This is a genomic window from Microbacterium sp. NPDC090281 (assembly GCF_044769635.1).
Lineage (GTDB): Bacteria > Actinomycetota > Actinomycetes > Actinomycetales > Microbacteriaceae > Microbacterium.
Window position 1 is genome coordinate 1928631 of sequence record NZ_JBIVYH010000001.1, and the last position, 18215, is coordinate 1946845.

Annotated in this window: 15 protein-coding genes; 10 read left to right on the top strand and 5 right to left on the bottom strand. The window is 67.7% G+C overall.

Features of this window, described 5'->3' with window-relative positions; genetic code table 11:
- A complete protein-coding gene (locus ACIQTX_RS09275) occupies positions 1 to 963 on the bottom strand; it encodes a glycosyltransferase (protein ID WP_028503695.1) in 963 nt (320 codons plus the stop codon).
- The gene (locus ACIQTX_RS09280) at positions 960 to 2855 is read right to left on the bottom strand and encodes a glycosyltransferase (RefSeq protein ID WP_402971532.1); all 1896 of its coding nucleotides are present in this window, start codon (positions 2853 to 2855) and stop codon (positions 960 to 962) included. The genes ACIQTX_RS09275 and ACIQTX_RS09280 overlap by 4 nt, the downstream gene beginning before the upstream one ends.
- 147 nt (positions 2856 to 3002) lie before the next feature.
- On the opposite strand from ACIQTX_RS09280, the gene galE reads away from it, so the two are divergent.
- A complete protein-coding gene (gene galE / locus ACIQTX_RS09285; RefSeq protein WP_402971535.1) occupies positions 3003 to 3992 on the top strand; it encodes a UDP-glucose 4-epimerase GalE in 990 nt (329 codons plus the stop codon).
- Positions 3993 to 4032: 40 nt separating this feature from the next.
- Here the strand turns inward: galE and ACIQTX_RS09290 are convergent, their stop codons facing one another.
- Together ACIQTX_RS09290 and ACIQTX_RS09295 are read right to left on the bottom strand one after the other, a co-directional pair.
- Positions 4033 to 5331 (bottom strand): O-antigen ligase family protein, encoded by a 1299-nt coding sequence (locus ACIQTX_RS09290; protein WP_402971538.1) that lies wholly within the window; start codon positions 5329 to 5331, stop codon positions 4033 to 4035.
- Positions 5328 to 6743 (bottom strand): O-antigen ligase family protein, encoded by a 1416-nt coding sequence (locus ACIQTX_RS09295; protein ID WP_402971541.1) that lies wholly within the window; start codon positions 6741 to 6743, stop codon positions 5328 to 5330. Before ACIQTX_RS09295 ends, ACIQTX_RS09290 begins: the two co-directional genes overlap by 4 nt.
- A gap of 68 nt (positions 6744 to 6811) precedes the next feature.
- Here ACIQTX_RS09295 and manA point away from each other — a divergent pair, with 68 nt between their 5' ends.
- The 4 genes from manA (at position 6812) to ACIQTX_RS09315 (ending at position 12930) form a co-directional block, all read left to right on the top strand.
- A complete protein-coding gene (gene manA / locus ACIQTX_RS09300; RefSeq protein ID WP_402971544.1) occupies positions 6812 to 7942 on the top strand; it encodes a mannose-6-phosphate isomerase, class I in 1131 nt (376 codons plus the stop codon).
- Between the two features lie 162 nt (positions 7943 to 8104).
- A complete protein-coding gene (locus ACIQTX_RS09305; protein WP_081663178.1) occupies positions 8105 to 8425 on the top strand; it encodes a WhiB family transcriptional regulator in 321 nt (106 codons plus the stop codon).
- A 102-nt stretch (positions 8426 to 8527) separates the two neighbouring features.
- The gene (locus tag ACIQTX_RS09310) at positions 8528 to 11551 is read left to right on the top strand and encodes a glycosyltransferase (RefSeq protein ID WP_402971547.1); all 3024 of its coding nucleotides are present in this window, start codon (positions 8528 to 8530) and stop codon (positions 11549 to 11551) included.
- Positions 11548 to 12930, top strand: coding sequence for a DUF5719 family protein (locus tag ACIQTX_RS09315; RefSeq protein WP_402971550.1), 1383 nt, complete (start codon positions 11548 to 11550; stop codon positions 12928 to 12930). The genes ACIQTX_RS09310 and ACIQTX_RS09315 overlap by 4 nt, the downstream gene beginning before the upstream one ends.
- Positions 12931 to 12960: 30 nt before the next feature.
- Here the strand turns inward: ACIQTX_RS09315 and ACIQTX_RS09320 are convergent, their stop codons facing one another.
- A complete protein-coding gene (locus tag ACIQTX_RS09320; protein ID WP_258131355.1) occupies positions 12961 to 13389 on the bottom strand; it encodes a metallopeptidase family protein in 429 nt (142 codons plus the stop codon).
- A gap of 79 nt (positions 13390 to 13468) precedes the next feature.
- On the opposite strand from ACIQTX_RS09320, the gene ACIQTX_RS09325 reads away from it, so the two are divergent.
- From ACIQTX_RS09325 to ahcY, 5 genes are all read left to right on the top strand, one after another.
- On the top strand, positions 13469 to 13675 hold the full coding sequence (locus tag ACIQTX_RS09325) for a DUF3499 family protein (RefSeq protein ID WP_028503704.1): 207 nt from the start codon (positions 13469 to 13471) through the stop codon (positions 13673 to 13675).
- Positions 13676 to 13777: 102 nt separating this feature from the next.
- On the top strand, positions 13778 to 14704 hold the full coding sequence (locus ACIQTX_RS09330; RefSeq protein WP_402971554.1) for an efflux RND transporter periplasmic adaptor subunit: 927 nt from the start codon (positions 13778 to 13780) through the stop codon (positions 14702 to 14704).
- Positions 14701 to 15453 (top strand): ABC transporter ATP-binding protein, encoded by a 753-nt coding sequence (locus tag ACIQTX_RS09335; protein ID WP_402971557.1) that lies wholly within the window; start codon positions 14701 to 14703, stop codon positions 15451 to 15453. Before ACIQTX_RS09330 ends, ACIQTX_RS09335 begins: the two co-directional genes overlap by 4 nt.
- Positions 15450 to 16664, top strand: coding sequence for an ABC transporter permease (locus tag ACIQTX_RS09340; RefSeq protein WP_402971560.1), 1215 nt, complete (start codon positions 15450 to 15452; stop codon positions 16662 to 16664). Before ACIQTX_RS09335 ends, ACIQTX_RS09340 begins: the two co-directional genes overlap by 4 nt.
- A gap of 42 nt (positions 16665 to 16706) precedes the next feature.
- Positions 16707 to 18152 carry an adenosylhomocysteinase gene (gene ahcY, locus ACIQTX_RS09345; RefSeq protein WP_402971563.1) on the top strand — a complete coding sequence of 482 codons (1446 nt, stop codon included), beginning with the start codon at positions 16707 to 16709 and terminating at the stop codon, positions 18150 to 18152.
- Positions 18153 to 18215 lie beyond the last annotated feature (63 nt).

Below are 18215 nucleotides of genomic sequence, written 5' to 3' on the forward strand. Positions count from 1 at the left end.
TCATCCTTCCAGAGGAGCCATCGGCTGCCAGGAGCGATCGCGGCCCAGTCGGCCGCCTTCCTTGAGTCCGCGGAAGAGGTTGCTGGTGCCCCGCACGGTGCGCTCCACGAACACGAGGCGGATGAGCTCCTTGCCGAAGGTCATCGCCGTCCCGAGACCGAACAGCACAGGGTTGTAGACACCGTGGATGCGGTAGTAGTTCTTGATGTACGCGCGATTGCGCATGATGTAGAAGCGGTACGCATTGCTGGAGGCGTTCATGTGGCGGATGCCCATGTCCCACTGCTTGATCTCCCGTGTGCGACGCAGCACGAACTCGTCGACGATCACGGCCGTGGTTCTGCGGGAGGCGAGCCAGCCGTACATCTGGTCATCCCAGTAGATGAAGAAGCGGGGATCGGGGAGACCGATCTGCGTCACGACCGAGCGGTGGATGAACATGCCCTCGAAGCATCCGCTGTTCATCTCCTTGTAGCCGGAGGTGTCGAACCCGGAGGGCGCGAACGGGATCGGGATGCCCATGCGCTCGGCGATTCGGTACTGCCAGTAGAACTCGCTGCCGTCGTAGTCGTAGCGTCGCCCCTGGATGCTCTTGAAGCGCGGAGTCCAGAACCCCATCCTGGCGAGTCCGTCGGGGAGGACCTCGACGTCGTCATCCATCATCCAGATCCACTCGGCGCCGAGATCGTAGGCTGTGCGCATTCCTTCGCTGAAGCCGCCGGATCCGCCGGTGTTGGTCTCCAGCCGCCGGTAGACGATCTCGGTGCCGATGTCCTCCCGGAAGGACTCCACCACGTCGGTGGTGTCGTCGGCTGAGGCGTTGTCGATGATCACGATGCGACCGGGCTTCGGATCCATCGCGGTGATGCTCGTGAGCAACCCGGTGAGAAGATGAGATCGGTTGTACGTGACGATGACGATCGTCGCCGTGTTCGGGTCGAATGCAGCGGGTGCCGCGGTCATGCCTTCTCCTCGAAGATCTGCTGCCAGGACGGTGATGAGACGAGCTCGGGTAGCGCGTCACGATAGTGCTTCTGCAGTTCGGGCCAGCGGCGGCGCAGCTCGGTGTGCAGCCGGACCGATTCGCGCAGCATCCGCCGGTGTTTCTGCCGGTCACGGATGTACAGGTTCTTCCCCGAAGAGTCCGCCGTGTCCACGAGCGCGCTGTCGACGGCGCCGAGCCGCCACCAGAGGGCGTCGTTCTTGCGGAACTCCGCTTGCGGTCGAGCGACGTTCTCCGATGCCGGACGGCGGACCCAGTTCGAGACGAGTGTGGACAGCGTCAACCACCGCAGCCTCATCCCGGTGGGGCTCGACGGAGCCTGGGCGTACAGTCGGCGCCCGGTCCGGGACCGGATGGTCGAGTCGTCACGGTGCACGACGGTCTCCGGGAAGTCGGAGGCGAGCGCGCGTGCAGCGGGCATCGACGTCGCAAGATCTCGCTGCAGGTGCGTCGGTCCGGAGAGCACGTCCTGCAGAGCCTTCGCCCGCAGCGCCACGGGGTAGTACTGCATCATCATCAGATGCTTGAGGTCGACCCGGCGGCTGTGCACGAGCAGGCGACCGCCACGGGGGGCGTTCGAGTGCAGGAGTGCGGCGACGATCCGATTCCTGGCATGGAAGTAGGCCTGCCAGTCGATCATGTCGTCCTTGTTCACCCACGACACATGCCACAGCGCCACCCCGGGCATCGAGACCGTGGGAAAGCCCGCTTCTCCGGCGCGAAGACAGAACTCGGCGTCGTCCCATTTGATGAAGGCCGGCAGTGCGAGCCCTACGGTGCGGATCGCCTGCAGCGGGATGAGGCACATCCACCAGCCGTTGTAGTCGGCATCCATGCGCTCATGCAGCAACGGCGAGCGACGGAGGCTGTCGACAGCGAAGTCGTGCGGCATTTCATCCGGGTGCCTGTCGCCCCAGGCGAAGGGCACCTCGTCGACCACTTCGGCCCAGCCGTGGAGAGTGCAGCGCTGGAGCAGATCGAACATATGACCGCCGACAAGCAGCGGTTGCGTCGAGTACTGGGCGAACACGATGGAGCGGCGCAGAGACTCGGGTTCCAGCCGGACGTCATCGTCGAGTAGCTGAACGAACTCGCTCTCGGGGCGTCGCAGGGCCTCCTGCATCGCGCGGGCGAACCCGCCGGAGCCGCCGAGATTGTCCTGTCGGATCACTTCGAGGGCGTCGCCGAGGCGCTCAGCGACCACCTCGTAGCCTTCATGCGCGGTGACCAGGCTGGTGCCCTGGTCGACGACGAAGATTCGGTCGACCAACGACATCACCTCTGGAGACGCTGCAAGCGTTCGCAGCGTCTCCACGCAGTAGTCGGGCTTGTCGAACGTCGTGATGCCCAGCGATGCTCTGCCCGTGCGGACCGGGGCCTGCTCGGTCGTCCACTCTCCGCCTTCGAGGACAGCCGGCGCATCTCCGGCGATGACGTCGAACCAGATCCAGCCGCCGTCGTCGTAGTGTGCGAGCTCGAGTTCGAAGGTGGTCGTCACCTCGCCGTCCACCTGGCGTGTGGCGACCTGCTGGGAGACGCCGCCGGAGTTCGAGCGGTGCACCCGTATCGTGACGGGGCCCGTGGAGCGGACGGTGAGGCCGACGTTGCGGACACTCGTCCAGTGCTGCCAGTAGGCGGCGGGGAATCCGTTGAAGTACGTGCCGAGGGAAACGGTGCCCCCTGCCGGAATCCGTGCCGCGTGGCGTCCGAGGATGTCCTCTGATCTCAGATGACCGGCGTCTCGAGCCGGGGCACCATCGGTCACGGGCCACGAATCGAGGTCGACGTAGAGCGGAAGCACATCGGGGTCGCCGCCACCCGGGAAGACGACGTGCTGCAAGACGTATGCCACTGGGGTGTTCTCCGATGTTGGTGCCGCGGGTCCTATCGAAGGACAGCGCCGGGCACGACGAGCAGAGAGTAGCCTACCGTGGGTGACCTTCGGATCTGCGGAGAGGCTCACCTCGAGTGCCGATGCCCGATGGCTAGACTGGCAGCGATGAAGGTATTGATCACCGGCGGCGCCGGGTACATCGGATCCACGGTCGCTACCGCGTGCATCGAGGCGGGCATCGAGGTCGTGCTCCTCGACGACCTCTCGACGGGCCTTCGCGCGTTCGGCGAAGGGCGTGATCTCTACGTCGGCGACATAGCCGACGCTGCCGTCCTCGACCGTCTGCTGGAAGACCACCCGAACATCGACGCGGTCGTGCACTGCGCCGCCAGAATCGTCGTCTCCGAATCGGTGACCGACCCACTCGGGTACTACGAAACCAATGTCGGCAAGACCGTCCTGCTGCTGCAGCGGCTGCGTGATGCGGGCATCTCCCGCATCGTGTTCAGCTCGTCGGCGGCCGTGTACGCGGGGGCGAGCGGAGAGGGCGCCGACGAGAGCAGCCCCCTGGAGCCTGCCAGCCCGTACGCCACGACGAAGGCGATGGTCGAGCAGATCCTGAAGGACTCGGCGTCGAACGGAGATTTCCGGGCGATCGCGCTCCGCTACTTCAACCCGATCGGCGCAGACCCGAAGCTGCGTACCGGGTTGCAGAACCCGGTGCCCACGCATGCACTCGGGAAGATCATGCAGGCCTACGCAGCGGGTGAGCGCTTCGCGATAACAGGCACCGACTGGCCGACTCGCGACGGCTCCGGTCTCCGCGACTACATCCATGTCTGGGACCTCGCGCTCGCACATGTCGCGGCCGTGCAGCGGTTCGACGAGGTCGCAACGCCCGACGAGCCCTATCAGGTGATCAACATCGGTACGGGAGACGGCGTGACGGTCCGCGAGCTCGTCGCGGCGTTCGAGCGTGTGACCGGTGAAACGCTCCCGGTGATCGAGACCGCTCGCCGCCCCGGAGACCAGGCCGGTGCCTTCGCCATCGTCGGCCGCGCGGCCGGACTGCTGGGCTGGCGTGCCGAACGCTCTGTCGATGACGGTGTGCGTGACGCGATCACCTGGGCGGAGAAACTGAGCTCACTCCGCTGAGCTGCCGGCGCGGATCCTGCGCCGCTCGGCGGATGGTCGGTCACTCCTGCGGACGCAACGTCGGGATCGCACCCGTTTGTGCCGCGTCGATGTTCTCGCGCCAGGAGCGCGACTGACCGGCGCGCAGTGCGCACAGCACGAGCATGAACCAGCCGGCGCCCACGAGCGTGAAGCTCTCGAACATCGAGTCGACGGCCAACGTCACGAGCATGATCGGCGTCCAGGCATAGACGACCGATCGTCGCATGCTCGCCACCAGCCACGAGCGGATCAGTGCGACACCCCCGAGAAGCAGGAACAGCACGAGCCCTGCCGCGCCGAGTTGCAACAGCACGTCGAAGAAAGCGTTGAGCGCGCTCTGGTGACGGTCGTCCAGCTGGAAGTTGATGTACGTGAACGGGTACTCGCCACGCGCCCAGTCGCCGAACCACCCCCAGCCCTGCACCGGCTTCACGGCGACGAAGTCGAGGATCGTGTTCCAGAGCGACCCGCGGAGGGAGAAGTCGGAGCCCGCATCGAGCATGGCGATGATCTGGTGGCGCAGCGCGAACGCTGCCGAGAGGGCGAGGGCGACGACGATGCCGAGCATCCATTGCACGAGTGCGCGCCGTTCCGGAGGTGCGTGGCGCACGATCGTGAGCGCCACCGTGACGACACCGACGGCGCCGGCGAGAACGACTACCGTCGGTGAGGCGGAGAGCACTGCGAGGAACGCGGCCAGCCCGATTGAGACGACCGCGAGAGGGGCGTTGACCGACTGCGTGCGCCATTCGATCACGAACGTGATCAGCGCGATGACCGCGATGAAGCCGAGCATGTTCCGACTGCCGAAGATGCCCTGGATCGGACCGCCCGCCGCGAGGTTCCCCTGGATCCCCAGGAACGTGAACGGCAGGTCGAGCAGGATGCCGGACAGGATCTCCACACCGAGTGAGGCAGCAAGGAGCACACGGAGGGTGTCTCCGATCGCTCGAACGGTCTGCAGCGTGTCACGTATGTGACCGATGGTGATGGCAAGGAACGCGTAGCCGAACAGCGACATCCAGCCGAACAGGGTGTCGGACTTGTCGGTGGTCCAGATCACGCTCACGAGCGCCCACGCGAGGAAGGCGAGCAGCGATGACGGGGCGATCCGAAGCAGCGAGAGCTCTTCCCGGCGCACCCAGAGGATCGCAGCGCCGAGCAGACACAGGAGAGTGACGATCGCCGCCAGGGTGACGGTCGACGTCATCTGCCGGATCGCATACGACCCGAACACCGCGGCGAGCACGGCGAGGGTGAACGCCCGAGCGAGCTCCACCGATCCGAGCAGGCGGACCATCGGACCTGCCGTCGTCACGGCACCCGCCGCTGCCGGGCACCGCGTTCGAACAGGAGGTCGCGCTCACCGACGCCGACCAGCGGTACGGATTTGAGTTTGAACGACAGGAGCACCACCAGCATCCAGCCCCAGAGCATGATCGGCGTCGACTCGGAGAAGCCCTGCACGAGCAGGACCACTGTGAACAGGCTGGGAAGCAGGGTGAGCGGCGAGAACGGCCGCTCGCCGTCGAGGTCCCATCGGGGTCGGTCGACGGCGAAGAACCACGAGCGCCACAGCAGAGTGCCGTACACGACGGCCATCAGCACGACCCCGACGACGCCGAGCTGGAGCAGCACGTCCAGCCACATGTTGTGGGCGTGGAACACGGTGATGCCGTGATCGGTGATCCACTCGTCGAAGGCGGGATCGGTCGGGATCCACGGACTCGAGAACCCGTTGCCGAAGATCGGATGCTCACCGGCGCGCGCCAGGACCTTCGTCCAGATCTTGTCCGAACGCCCGGTGAGGTCGGAGCTGCGGCCGAGGAGGCCGAGCAACGGTTCGCGAAGTAGCCAGACCCCGAGAGCCGCGATCACGGTGCCCCCGATCGCGACCACGTAGATGCGGGTGCGTGCGCCGGGCGTGCGCGCTCGCCGCATCAGCAGGGCGACCGCGAGGACCACGGCGACCGCTGCTGCGCACGCGAGCGCGGTCGCCGATGCCGTACGTAACAGGAAGTACGCGGCGAGGAGCATCCACAGGGCGAGAGTGGTGCGCCAGCGCGCCCTGGCGGCGAACAGCACTCCGAAGGTGATGATCGCGAAGAGGGAGATGATCGCCAGGAGGTTCGCGTTTCCGACGATGCCCTGGATGCGGCCGCCGTCGAACAGGTTGTCGCGCACCCAGTACCACTGCGGGTCGATCTTGCCGTCGGGGAGGGCGACGAAGTTGGGGAGCAGGGGCCCGTGCAGCACCAGTGAGACCCAGAGCTCGATCGCCAGCGAGAGCCCGAGGATCCACTTGAACGCCGACGACAGGGCCCGCACGATCTCATGCCAGGTGAGCACGTGGGCGATGAAGAGACCGTTGACCGTGACGGATGCGAGCAGGAACCAGGTGATGACCGTCGGTTCGCGCCATTGCGACCACGCGACCGATACGAGTGCGAAGGTCGCGTAACCGAGAGCTGTCCAGGGCAGACGGCGCCAGCGGAACGGCTGCGGGCGGTTGCGGGCGAGCATCGGGATGCCCATGCCGAGGGTGGCGAGGGTGAAGACGGCGAGCGTGATCGCGGCGCCTTCGATGCCGAGCAGGTTGTACACCGCGGAGTGCGCGAACGTCACGAAGAGGACGAGGATCACATAGCCGCGCAGCATCAGATGCCCCGTCGACTCGCGCTCCGGCGCGGTGGGCGGGGCAGACACCGGATGCTTCGTGTACTGGGCCATCGCGTTCAGGCTACCGCTCTGCGCTCGGAGCGTCGCTGAACGCCTCAGTGCGGCTCTACGCTGGTGGCATGCTGCTGAGCCTCACGAACACGCCCCGCGACTACGCCTGGGGGTCGGACTCTCTTCTCGCCGGACTCGAAGGGCGCACACCGACCGGTGCGCCGGAGGCGGAGGTCTGGTTCGGGGACCACCCCGGAGACCCGGCCGATGTCGCCGGTGGTGGCACCCTCGACCAGTTCACGGGCGGCACGCTCCCGTACCTGCTCAAACTCCTCGCGGCAGGTCGTCCGCTCTCGATCCAGGTGCACCCGACGATCGAGCAGGCGCGTGCCGGCTGGGCGCGGGAGAGCGCTCTCGAAGCCGACGATCCGCAGCGCAACTATCGGGACGACAACCACAAGCCGGAACTTCTCGTGGCGCTCAGTGAGCGATTCGAATCGCTGAGCGGGCTGCGTCCCGTCGCCGACACGCTCGCACTGCTCGATGCGCTCGACGACAACGACGGTGTCGCACGGCTGAAGGAGCAGCTGAGGGCCGACGGAGACGCGCTCCGGGGCGTGATCGGCTGGCTGCTCGGGGGAGAGGCGCAGAGCGAGGTCGACGAGATCATCGCCGCAGTCGTGGCGGCGTCTCGGCAGGCCGGCGCCGGAGAGTGGAGCTCGACCCTCGGTGCGATCGCGGGAGTGGCCGAGACCTATCCGGGGGATCCGGGTGTCGTCGTCGCCCTGCTCATGAACCACGTGGTGCTGGAGCGGGGCGAGGGAGTGTTCCTGCGCGCCGGCCTGCTGCATGCGTATCTCTCCGGGCTCGGCGTCGAGATCATGGCGGCGAGCGACAACGTGCTGCGTGGTGGTCTCACTCCCAAGCGCATCGACGTCCCTGAGCTGCTCGCGATTCTGGACACCACTCCCGGCGAAGTGCCTGTGCTTCGCGCTGCGGGGGATGGAGCGGTCACGACGTACCCGGTGCCCGTGCCCGACTTCGCGCTCGAGCGGGTCGTCCTCGACGGTGCACCGCTCACGCTCGAGGTCTCCGGGCCGACGATGGTGCTCGCGACCGCCGGCGAGGTGACCGTCACCTCGGTCGAGGGCGAGAGGCTCGCACTCGCGGTCGGCGCCGTGGCCTTCGCCGATGCGACGGAGTCGTCGATCACGGTGTCGGGTGTGGGCGAGGTCTTCGTCGCCGGTCCTGGCCGCTGAGCCCAGCGTTGTCGGGGGAGCGCGACACGCCGATGGCGGCTCAAGAACTTTAAAGAGTCCCTTGAGGGTTTACGATCCGCGACTTGACCGGAGCGAATGACACGGGTGTAATTAGTCATGAGCACGGCCCGCCGGGGGGCGGAGACAGGGTTGGAGATCGAGATGACGGGTTACCGTTCAGACGTACCGGAGAACTGGTTCGTCGATCCGATCAACCTCGGTGTCCCCGGGGTGCGGCGCACCGACGCCACGGACGACGACAACGCTCTCGCCTGGCAGAGCGATGCGCTCTGCTCGCAGACAGACCCTGAGGCGTTCTTCCCTGAAAAGGGCGGATCCACCAGGGATGCGAAGCGGATCTGCACGACCTGCGACGTGCGGGGCGAATGCCTCGAGTACGCGCTCAACAACGACGAGCGGTTCGGCATCTGGGGCGGGCTCTCCGAACGCGAACGCCGCAAGCTCAAGCGTCGCGCGAGCTGAGTCGGCTGTTTCGAGCTGAATCCACCGAGGTCGCATGGCTTCGCGGGCGCGCCGCGTCCGGTGCTCCAGTGCCGACCTTCACGCGCATAGGCTGACGACGTCATGCCAGCCCGAGTTCACGCCATCATCGTCGCGCGCACTGGATCATCGTCCCGCGCGCAACTCCTCAGCACTCTCGAAGCCGTGCGCTCTCAGACCGCACCGGCGGAAGCCGTGACGCTGGTCATCTGCGGCGATGCGTCGTCCGTGCGCGACAGCGAGACAGTCGCGAGCACGGTCGAGGGGATCATCGAGGCACGAGCGACGACGTCGTTCGCCGAGGCAGTCGATCTCGCCAGGCCGCGGGTGTCGGAGGGATCGGCGATCTGGCTGCTCGCTCAGGACACCGCCCCGCATCCGAGGGCATTGGAACGCCTGCGAGCGACGCTTGAGCGTTCGCCCTCTGCAGCGATCATCGCCCCCAAGCTCGTAGCCACCGACAATGATCGTGAGATCGTCTCGCTCGGAGTCAGCATGACGGCGCTGGGCCGCTCCGTCGAACTCGCGGCAGGGGAACTCGATCAGGGTCAGCACGACCGCTCGGATGACGCGCTCGGCTCTGATGTGCGTGGCATCCTCATCCGGGGAGAGGTTCGCGATGCTCTGCGCCTCGATCCGGCTCTCGCCGGTGCCGATGAGGGACTCGACCTCGGCGTGCGCGCCCGGCTCGGCGGCGGCCGGGTCGTTCTCGCCCCGAGTGCGCGGATCTCCGCTGCGCCAGGCGGCCCGGCCGCACTGCCGACCGGACGGTCGCGCAGAGCGTACGTCACCCGTCTCGCTCAGCTGCACCGGCGCCTCGCATACGCTCCCGCCGTCGCCGTGCCGCTGCACTGGCTCAGCCTGCTTCCGCTCGCGCTCTGGCGTTCGATCACCCACCTCGTCGGGAAGCGACCGGAAGCGGTCTTCCCCGAATGGGGAGCCGCGCTCGCCGCGATGTTCCGCGTGGGGGCGGTCGCCCGCTCGCGCGCGAGGATCCGGGCGTTCCGCACATCGACGTGGGCGAGTATCGCGCCGCTGCGGGTGACATCCTCGGACCTGCGACGGCGTCTGGATGACGGACACGGCAGCGAAGGGGGCGCCGTCAGCGAACTGCGCTTCTTCTCCGGAGGCGGAGCCTGGGCAGTGCTTGCGGCGCTGGTCGTCAGCATCGCGTCCTTCACGAGCCTGCTGGCGTGGCCGGCGCTCGGTGGTGGTGGTCTGCTGCCCCTTCGTCAGACTGTCGCCGCGCTCTGGGGTGATGCAGCCTGGGGCATGCGCGGGATAGCCCTCGACCTCGTGGGACCCGCCGATCCCTTCGCCGCTGTTGTGGCCGTGCTGGGATCGCTCTGGCCGGCCGGGCCATCGTTTTCGATCGTGCTCCTTTGGATTCTCGCTCTTCCGCTCGCGGTCCTCGGCGGGTGGTTCGCCGCGACCCGCGTGACTGATCGCGAGGGTCTACGGATCTTCGCCGGTGTGGCCTGGGCACTCGCCCCGACCTTCCTCACTGCGCTCGTCGACGCACGCCCGGCCGCCGTGCTGGTGCATCTTCTGCTCCCGTGGCTGTTCCACAGCGCCGTGGTCGCGCACCGTTCCTGGGGCGCCGCCGGAAGCGCGTCACTGCTCCTGGCTGCCGTCATCGCCTGCGCTCCGTCTCTGGCGCCCGCGCTCGCGCTGCTCTGGATCATCGCTCTGGGCATCGTGCTCGGCACCGCCCAGTTCCGAGGCGCAGGTCGCCTGCTGTGGCTGCCGGTGCCGACGATCGCGCTGTTCGCCCCGCTCGTCTTCTGGCAGCTCGCGCACGGCACTCCGCTCGCACTGCTCGGCGACCCCGGCCTGATCTGGGCCGGACCGCAGGCGGCAGCTGATGCCGCGGGACGCCTGGCCCTCGCCACCGGATTCCCGACGGCGGATCTCGCCGGCTGGGCGACGTTCATCCCCGAGCCGGTCGCGGCCTGGGCGCCACTGCTGTGCGCTCCGGTTGCGGTGCTCGCTCTCGGAGCGGCCGTCGCACCGCGGTGGCGCGCGGGGATCACTCTGCTCGTGGTCGCAATGGCCGGCCTGGCTACCGCGTTCCTCGCGGTCGGCGTCACGGTGAGCTTCGCACAGGGGACCCCGGTGGCGATCTGGCCGGGGGCCGGTCTCAGCTTGGCCTGGGTCGGCGTGGTCGGTGCGGCGCTCGTCACTCTCGACACGGCTCTCACGATGCCGCGGCTGCGCGTGTTCGCCGCGGTCGCGGCGGCCCTCACTCTGGCGGTCTGTGCGGTTCCCGCGCTCACCGCGATGCACTTGGGGCGTTCCGTCCTCACGAACGGTCCCGAATCCACGCTGCCGGCGTACGTCGCGGCACAGGCCGCAGGGGATAAGCCGATCGCGACTCTCGTGCTCACCCCGCAGAACGACGGGGGGCTGGCAGCCGAGGTGGCGTGGGGCGCCAGCGAGACTCTCGGCTCGCAGTCGACCATGATCTCCACCGCCGGTCAGCCCCAGGGCGCGGACATATCCACCCTGTCGGTGGACCTCCTCTCCGCCCGTGACTTCGATGCTCCTGGCGAGCTGGCAGCGAACGGCATCAGCTACGTCCTGGTCGCTCAGGTGCCGGGTGAAGGAGACAAGGCTCGCGCGCTCCGCACCGCAGCGGTCGCCTCCATCGATGAGCGTGCCGGACTCGTGCATGCGGGTACCACCGATCGCGGCGTGCTCTGGCGTCTGGAGGCCGAGGTCGCAGACCCGCCGTCGCTGAGCGCGACCCAGCAGGGCACCGCCCGTCTCGTGGTCACTGTTCAGCTGATGGCGGTGCTCGCTGCCCTTCTACTGTCGATTCCGACCCGCGCATCACGTCGAGCAGCACGCGCACAGTCTCGCATCGTCGGCCGAGCGCCGGAGGAGCCGATGGTTCTTCCTCGTCACGCGGAAGACATCGAATCCGTCCAGGACGATCCGATCGGCACGATGGAGGATCCTCAGGACACGCCGGCTCTGACCGATGAGGCACTGGCCCCGATCGCCGAGCCCTCGCCTGCGCTTGATGCCGCACCCGAGACGGTCGACACAGCCCGGTCGAACGACGCTGATGAGTCATCCAGGCCGGATGTGGAGGAGGACCGATGAGCGGGACACGCGCATTCAAGGTGGCAGCGACCGGCGCCAGAGTCATCACCGGCGTCGCCGTCATCGCTGCCTGCGTGGTCGGCGTCGCGACTGCGGTTCACGCTCCCTGGCCGACAGTCCGCCACGATCCGGCCCAGGTCGAGGTCACACCGGTTCCCGGAGACAGCGTTCTCGTCTGCAACGGGGATCTTCGAGCTCTCGGTCGCGATCTGTCGACTCCACTGAACATGCTCTCCGCGGCGACGCCGAGCATCACCGACGGCGGCACGTCTGGAGCCCCGAAGTCCGAGGGCCTGGCTGCGCCGGATCTGGGGGATGGCGGCGACGTCCAGGTGCTCACCGGCGAGGTCGACGGGCGCCAGACGCCATTGATCGCCGGCGCCGAATCCGTCACGATCGCCGCGGACGATCTCGCGGGATATGCCGCATTGCCCTGCGGTGTGCCGCGACTTGACTCGTGGCTCGTCGGTGGGAGCACCGACACCGGCACCGAAGACATCGTGATCCTGACGAACGCAGCAGAGGTCCCTTCGACCGTGACGCTCTCGGTATACGGCACCGCCCGGAGTGCCCGCACGGTGATCGTTCCGGCCAGATCTCAGGTCGGGCTCGCGCTGACGTCGGTCGCCGCAGGCAGCGAGGCCCCCGTCGTCAAGGTGAGCGCGGTCGGCGCCCCGGTCAGAGCCGTCCTCCAGTCCTCGCTCGTGCGCGTGCTGGACCCCGCAGGCATCGACCTTCAGGACGCCGTCGCCGGTCCGCAGCAGAAGCTCGTCTTCACCGGAGTGCAGGCGTTCCCCGCCGTCGGCGACGATGCGGAGATGGCCGTTCTGCGGGTGCTCTCTCCTGGCGCTGATGCCCGGGTGCAGGTGCGCGTGCGGGCAGAGGGCTCGACAGCGGCGGTCGACGAGTTCACGGTTCCGGTCGATGCCGATCTGCCGACCCAGGTGTCGCTCAGCGGCCTGGCTCCCGGCCGGTACACCGTGGAAGTCGAATCCGATGTCCCGCTCGTCGGGGGGATCCGGCAGCAGGATGGGTTCGGGCTCGGGTCGGACTTCGCCTGGGTGACGCCGGCGCCGGAGATCGATGCCGAAGTCGTGTTCGCCGTGCCCGACGGGACTGATGCCAGGCTGCAGCTGGCGAACACCTCGGGCCAGGAGGCGACGGTCTCGATCGAGTCCCTCGACGGTGGCAAGCCGCAGGAGGTCGTCGTGGCGGCAGGAGAATCCGGCGGGATCGAAGTGGAGCCCGACACGACCTATCGGATGCGCACGACCGGTCCAGTGCATGCAGCTGTGACGCTCACCGCCCAGGGAGCACTCGCTGTGCTGCCGGTGCAGGCGAGCGGCGGCGTCGAAAAGGCCATCACGGTCTATCCCTGACGAGCGTGCGGGCTCACAGGGGGCGGTGGGTCAGTGGTCGTGGCCGAGATCCCACGGCTCACGGCCGACGTACTCCGCAGCCGCCCGGAACACCGCGCTCTCGATCGCCATCCGACGGTGGGCTGCATCGTCGTGACCCGGAGGCAGAAGACGCTCGATGGGAAGCCGGAACAGCACGATGCGCTGGTTCTTCCGGTCGAGGTGCCAGCGCGGCACCTCCTCGGTCGCGTCGAATCCAGGAATCGCGCCGATCTCGAACCTGACGTCCTGCAACTCGGGCCAGGTTCCGCGGAGGAATTCGACGGCCGTGCCGACCGTGAGGTCGAACCTGTCGATACGACCATCGAGCGGGGCCAGCGGTGGACGCACGACCTCGCTGCGGCCTAGACGCCCGTGTCGCCCGTGTCGTGCACCGCGCCGAGGCGCCGCGGAGGCGTGAGTGGCGCGGCGACGAGGCATGACGAAAGTCTAGGCGGTACCGGGCTCGCGCGGCGCGGCCTCCGAGGTGCCGACCGGTGTGCGTCGTACGCTGACGGAGATGGACGGACGACTGTGCTCGAAGGTCGGCTGCGCGCGAGAGGCCGTGGCCACCCTCACCTACGACTATGGCGACCAGATGGCGGCGCTCGGCCCGCTCGGCGCCGCGAACGATCCTCAGGCGCATGATCTGTGCTCACCGCACGCGGACCGACTCTCGGTCCCCACCGGTTGGCTCGTCGTGCGTCACGAGGCGCTCCGCGCCTGACAGCGTTTGCCCCGACACGCGGTCTCGAGCGCCTGAAGAGAATTCGATCTCTGGATACGCTGACCGCAGGCGTGCCAGGGCGGCGCGGCCGGAAAGGCACTCGTGATCGTCTGGCGTCGCTGGATCTTCCCCCTGCTTCTCGTACTGGTGTTCGGCGCGTGCGCTGCCGCACTCGTCAAGATCGCCTTCTTCCCGGATCGCGCGGAGAGCGTGGTCAGCCCCGAATCGGGCATCGCCGACCCCGCGGTGCTGGTGGAGCGTGGCCAGGTGGTGAACGCGCTGAGCCTCAGCGGCAACGTGGCGCGCGACGAGGCCTACACCGTTCGCAGCGAGCTCAACGGCGCGGTTCTCGCGGTGCATGTGGGGGAGGGCGCGACGGTGGCCGCGGGCCAGAAGCTCTACACGGTCCGTCAGGACGACCCGCGCAAGGACATCGATGTGCTGGCCCCCGAGGCAGGCGACGTCTCGGAATTCGCGATCGTCAAGGGACAGGCGACGACCGTCGGCACTGAGACGTACAAGCTGACCCCGTCGCGCTACCACCTGCTCGCGACCGTCGACCCCGTGCAGTTGTACCGACTCGTAAACGCTCCCACTGAGGCGACGGTCACGATCACCGGAGGCCCTGCGCCGTTCGCTTGCACCGGGGTGGGCGTGCAGGTGACCGCGGAGGGCACAGCGAACGTGCGCTGCGCGATCCCGGCCGATCAGACCGTGTTCGCAGGTCTCCCCGCGACGATGGATCTAGCTCTCGGTCAGGTCGACGATGCACTCGTGATCCCGGTCACCGCGGTCCAGGGCGGTGCGGGTTCGGGCAAGGTCTGGGTGGATGCCGGGGACGGCACCGATCCGGAGGAGCGGGCGGTCACGCTCGGAGTGAACGACGGCGTCATGGTCGAGGTGACGGAGGGACTGGCCGAGGGCGACAGCATCCGTCAGTTCGTTCCGGGGTTCGTCGCTCCGGTCGAGGAATTCTGCTACGAGGTGTCCCCTGGCGTGGAGCAGTGTGACAGCGGGATGAGCTGGTGAGCCTCGTCTCACTCGAGGACGTCTCCAAGAGCGTCCTCCTGGCCGACGACTCACGGCTGGAGATCCTCCGCGGCGTCACCCTCGAGGTCGGGGCAGGGGATCACGTCTCGATCGTCGGACGGTCGGGATCCGGCAAGTCGACCCTGCTCAACATCCTCGGGATGCTGGATGCGCCCACCTCGGGAACGGTCGCCTTCGAGGGGCGTGAGGTGCGCCGGATGCGGTCAGGGCGGCTCGATCGTCTGCGCGGAGACAACGTCGGCTTCGTGTTCCAGCAGTTCAACCTGCTGCCGGGGCGCACGGCGCTCGACAATGTGATGATGCCGCTCGGCCACGCCAAGGGGCGGATGTTCTGGAACCGGCGCCAGATCGCCGCAGACATGCTGGGCCGTGTCGGCCTCGGACATCGAGTCGAGCAGATCGCCGACAAGCTTTCCGGCGGTGAGCAGCAGCGTGTCGCGATCGCACGGGCTCTGGTGCGCAAGCCCGTCCTGATCCTCGCGGACGAACCGACGGGCGCGCTCGACATCGACACCGGAGCATCCGTCATGTCCCTCCTCGACGAGGTCGCCACCGAGACGGATGCCGCGCTGGTCACCATCACCCATGACCTCCACGTCGCCGCGCGTGCGCGCCGGCACTACCGTTTGGACGCGGGTCGGCTGGAGACCGCCGACCTCAGTCGTGCTTTCGAGGCTTCGACCCTCGCAGCTTCGGTGCCCTCGGCATCGCCGGAGGGCGTCTCATGACCGGATTCCTCGGCGCGCTCGCGGACGCGTGGGCGGAGATCCGCGTGCACAAGCTGCGGGTGCTGCTCAGCCTGATCGGGATCGCGGTCTCGGTGGGCGCGCTCACCGCTGTGGTGGCCATCTCGGAGTACCAGCGACAGTTCCAGGCCGAGCAGTCGGACCGGTGGGGCGGGCGAGCGGCCACGGTCGTGGTGGCGGTCAGCAGCGACGACGGGACACCGGTCGACGCCGACGAGTTCGATGAGCGCTTCAGCCGCGCGTCCGAACGGTTCGGGTTCAGCCATACGGCGCGGATCTCGCAGGGCGTGGTGCTGGATGTGCAGCTGCCTGAGGGCATCACCAAGGTTCCGGCGCGTGTGATGGACCCCGCGTTCTCGCAGATCCACCGCGAGCAGCTTCTCGAGGGGCGTTGGTTCCTCGACTCGGACATCGTAGCGATGGCGCCTCCGGTGGTGATCACGGAGGCGCTCTGGGACCGTCTCGGACGAGTGTCGTTGACGCAGCATCCGACCGTGTCGATCACCGGCCCGGCAGGGGGCACCTACCAGGTCATCGGCATCACCCCGCGTCAGGGATTCGGCGACGAGGAGCTGCGCGTCGACCTGCTCTACGACGCGTACCGAGCTCGTGTCGATGCGCTGCCGAAGGACTCGACCACGCAGTACGAGATCTGGGTCGGTCCCACTCAGGTGGATCAGATCGCGCCCGTGCTGGCGATGGACCTGCGCGCAGGCCTGCCCGCGGGGCAGACGGTCACCGTGAACAGGTCAGACTGGGCTGCGCAACCGGGAGCTCTGGATGCTCAGGCCACGTTCGAGATGGTCACCGGGGGCATCGCCGCGCTGATCCTCGCACTCGGTGCGCTCAGTCTGATCAACATCCAACTCGTCGCGATGCGTCAGCGCGTGCGGGAGATCGGTGTCCGACGAGCCTTCGGTGCCAGCTCGGGGCGGGTCTTCTTCTCGGTGTTCCTGGAGAGCCTGGTCGCGACGACCGTCGCCGGTGTGATCGGGATCGCGATCGTCGTCGCGGTGCTGCGTTCGGAGTGGGTCGTCACCTCGATGTTCTACGGGATCCAGGACATCCCGCCGTTCCCGATGCGGGCGGCGCTGGTCGGACTCATCGCCTCGGTGATCGTCGGCGCGGTTTCGGGATTCATCCCCGCACTCGTCGCGCTGCGAGTGAAAGTGATCGACGCGATTCGCTTCTGAACACAAGCTGTATCGGCTTCAACAGGATGGAACAATGACAAGATGCCTGAGCTCGAGCACAGCGTCGCCGACCTTTCCCTCGCCGAAGCCGGCCGTCACCAGCTGCGACTTGCGGAGAATGAGATGCCGGGACTCATGGCGCTCCGCGAGGAGTTCGGCGAGGCGCAGCCGCTGAGGGGAGCCCGGATCGCGGGTTCCCTGCATATGACGGTGCAGACCGCAGTCCTCATCGAGACGCTCGTGGCACTCGGTGCCGAGGTGCGGTGGGCCAGCTGCAACATCTTCTCCACGCAGGACGAGGCAGCAGCGGCCGTCGTCGTGGGCCCCGATGGCACGATCGATGCGCCCGCCGGTGTTCCCGTCTTCGCCTGGAAAGGTGAGACGCTCGAGGAGTACTGGGCCTGCGCCGATCGTATCTTCGACTGGTCGTCGACGGGCTTCGACGGGCCCAACCTGATCCTCGACGATGGGGGAGATGCAACCCTGCTCGTGCACAAGGGTGTCGAGTTCGAGAAAGCCGGTGCGGTGCCGACGGCGACCGACGCCGACACGCACGAGTACACGATCGTCCTCGACCTCCTGCGCGGATCGCTCACGGCTTCACCTGATCGCTGGACGAAGCTCGCAGCCGGCCTCATCGGCGTCACCGAGGAGACGACGACCGGTGTGCACCGCCTGTACGAGCTCGCCGCCACCGGCGATCTGCTCTTCCCCGCCATCAACGTCAACGACTCGGTGACCAAGAGCAAGTTCGACAACAAGTACGGCATCCGTCACTCGCTCCCCGATGGGCTCAACCGCGCGACCGACGTGCTCATCGGTGGCAAGGTCGCCTTCGTGTGCGGCTACGGCGATGTCGGAAAGGGCGCTGCCGAGGCTCTGCGGGGCCAGGGCGCCAGGGTCATCGTGAGCGAGGTCGACCCGATCTGCGCTCTGCAGGCCGCCATGGACGGATTCCAGGTCGCGCGGCTGATCGACGTTGCCGGCGAGGTCGACATCGTGGTGACCGGCACCGGCAACCGCGATGTGGTGACGACCGAGCACCTGCAGGCGCTGAAGCATCTCGCGATCGTCGCGAACGTCGGCCACTTCGACAACGAGATCGACATGGCGGGGCTCGAAGCGCTCGAGGGCGTGGAGAAGGTCGAGATCAAGCCGCAGGTCCACGAGTGGCGCATGCCCGGCGGGCGCAGTGTCCTGGTGCTCAGCGAGGGGCGTCTGATGAATCTCGGCAATGCCACCGGACACCCGTCGTTCGTGATGAGTGCGTCGTTCACCAACCAGGTGCTCGCGCAGCTCGAGCTGTTCACGAACGTCGCGGCATACCCGACCGGCGTGCACGTCCTGCCCAAGCCCCTCGATGAGAAGGTCGCACGTCTCCATCTCGGCGCCCTGGGAGTGCAGCTGACCACTCTCAGCGAGGAGCAGGCGGCGTACATCGGGGTACCGGTCGGCGGCCCTTACAAGCTCGAGCACTACCGCTACTGAGTGACGCGGAGGCGTTCATGACGCCCAGGCGCCGGCCGGTCGATGACCCGTCGGTTCCGGTCA

Excerpts from the sequence above, each read along its gene's own strand:
- galE (WP_402971535.1), top strand. The coding sequence starts at position 3,003 with ATGAAGGTATTGATCACCGGCGGCGCCGGGTACATCGGATCCACGGTC.
- ACIQTX_RS09275 (WP_028503695.1), bottom strand. The coding sequence starts at position 963 with ATGACCGCGGCACCCGCTGCATTCGACCCGAACACGGCGACGATCGTC.
- ACIQTX_RS09340 (WP_402971560.1), top strand. The coding sequence starts at position 15,450 with ATGACCGGATTCCTCGGCGCGCTCGCGGACGCGTGGGCGGAGATCCGC.
- ahcY (WP_402971563.1), top strand. The coding sequence starts at position 16,707 with ATGCCTGAGCTCGAGCACAGCGTCGCCGACCTTTCCCTCGCCGAAGCC.
- ACIQTX_RS09315 (WP_402971550.1), top strand. The coding sequence starts at position 11,548 with ATGAGCGGGACACGCGCATTCAAGGTGGCAGCGACCGGCGCCAGAGTC.
- ACIQTX_RS09320 (WP_258131355.1), bottom strand. The coding sequence starts at position 13,389 with ATGCCTCGTCGCCGCGCCACTCACGCCTCCGCGGCGCCTCGGCGCGGT.
- manA (WP_402971544.1), top strand. The coding sequence starts at position 6,812 with ATGCTGCTGAGCCTCACGAACACGCCCCGCGACTACGCCTGGGGGTCG.
- ACIQTX_RS09305 (WP_081663178.1), top strand. The coding sequence starts at position 8,105 with ATGACGGGTTACCGTTCAGACGTACCGGAGAACTGGTTCGTCGATCCG.
- ACIQTX_RS09310 (WP_402971547.1), top strand. The coding sequence starts at position 8,528 with ATGCCAGCCCGAGTTCACGCCATCATCGTCGCGCGCACTGGATCATCG.
- ACIQTX_RS09295 (WP_402971541.1), bottom strand. The coding sequence starts at position 6,743 with ATGGCCCAGTACACGAAGCATCCGGTGTCTGCCCCGCCCACCGCGCCG.
- ACIQTX_RS09325 (WP_028503704.1), top strand. The coding sequence starts at position 13,469 with ATGGACGGACGACTGTGCTCGAAGGTCGGCTGCGCGCGAGAGGCCGTG.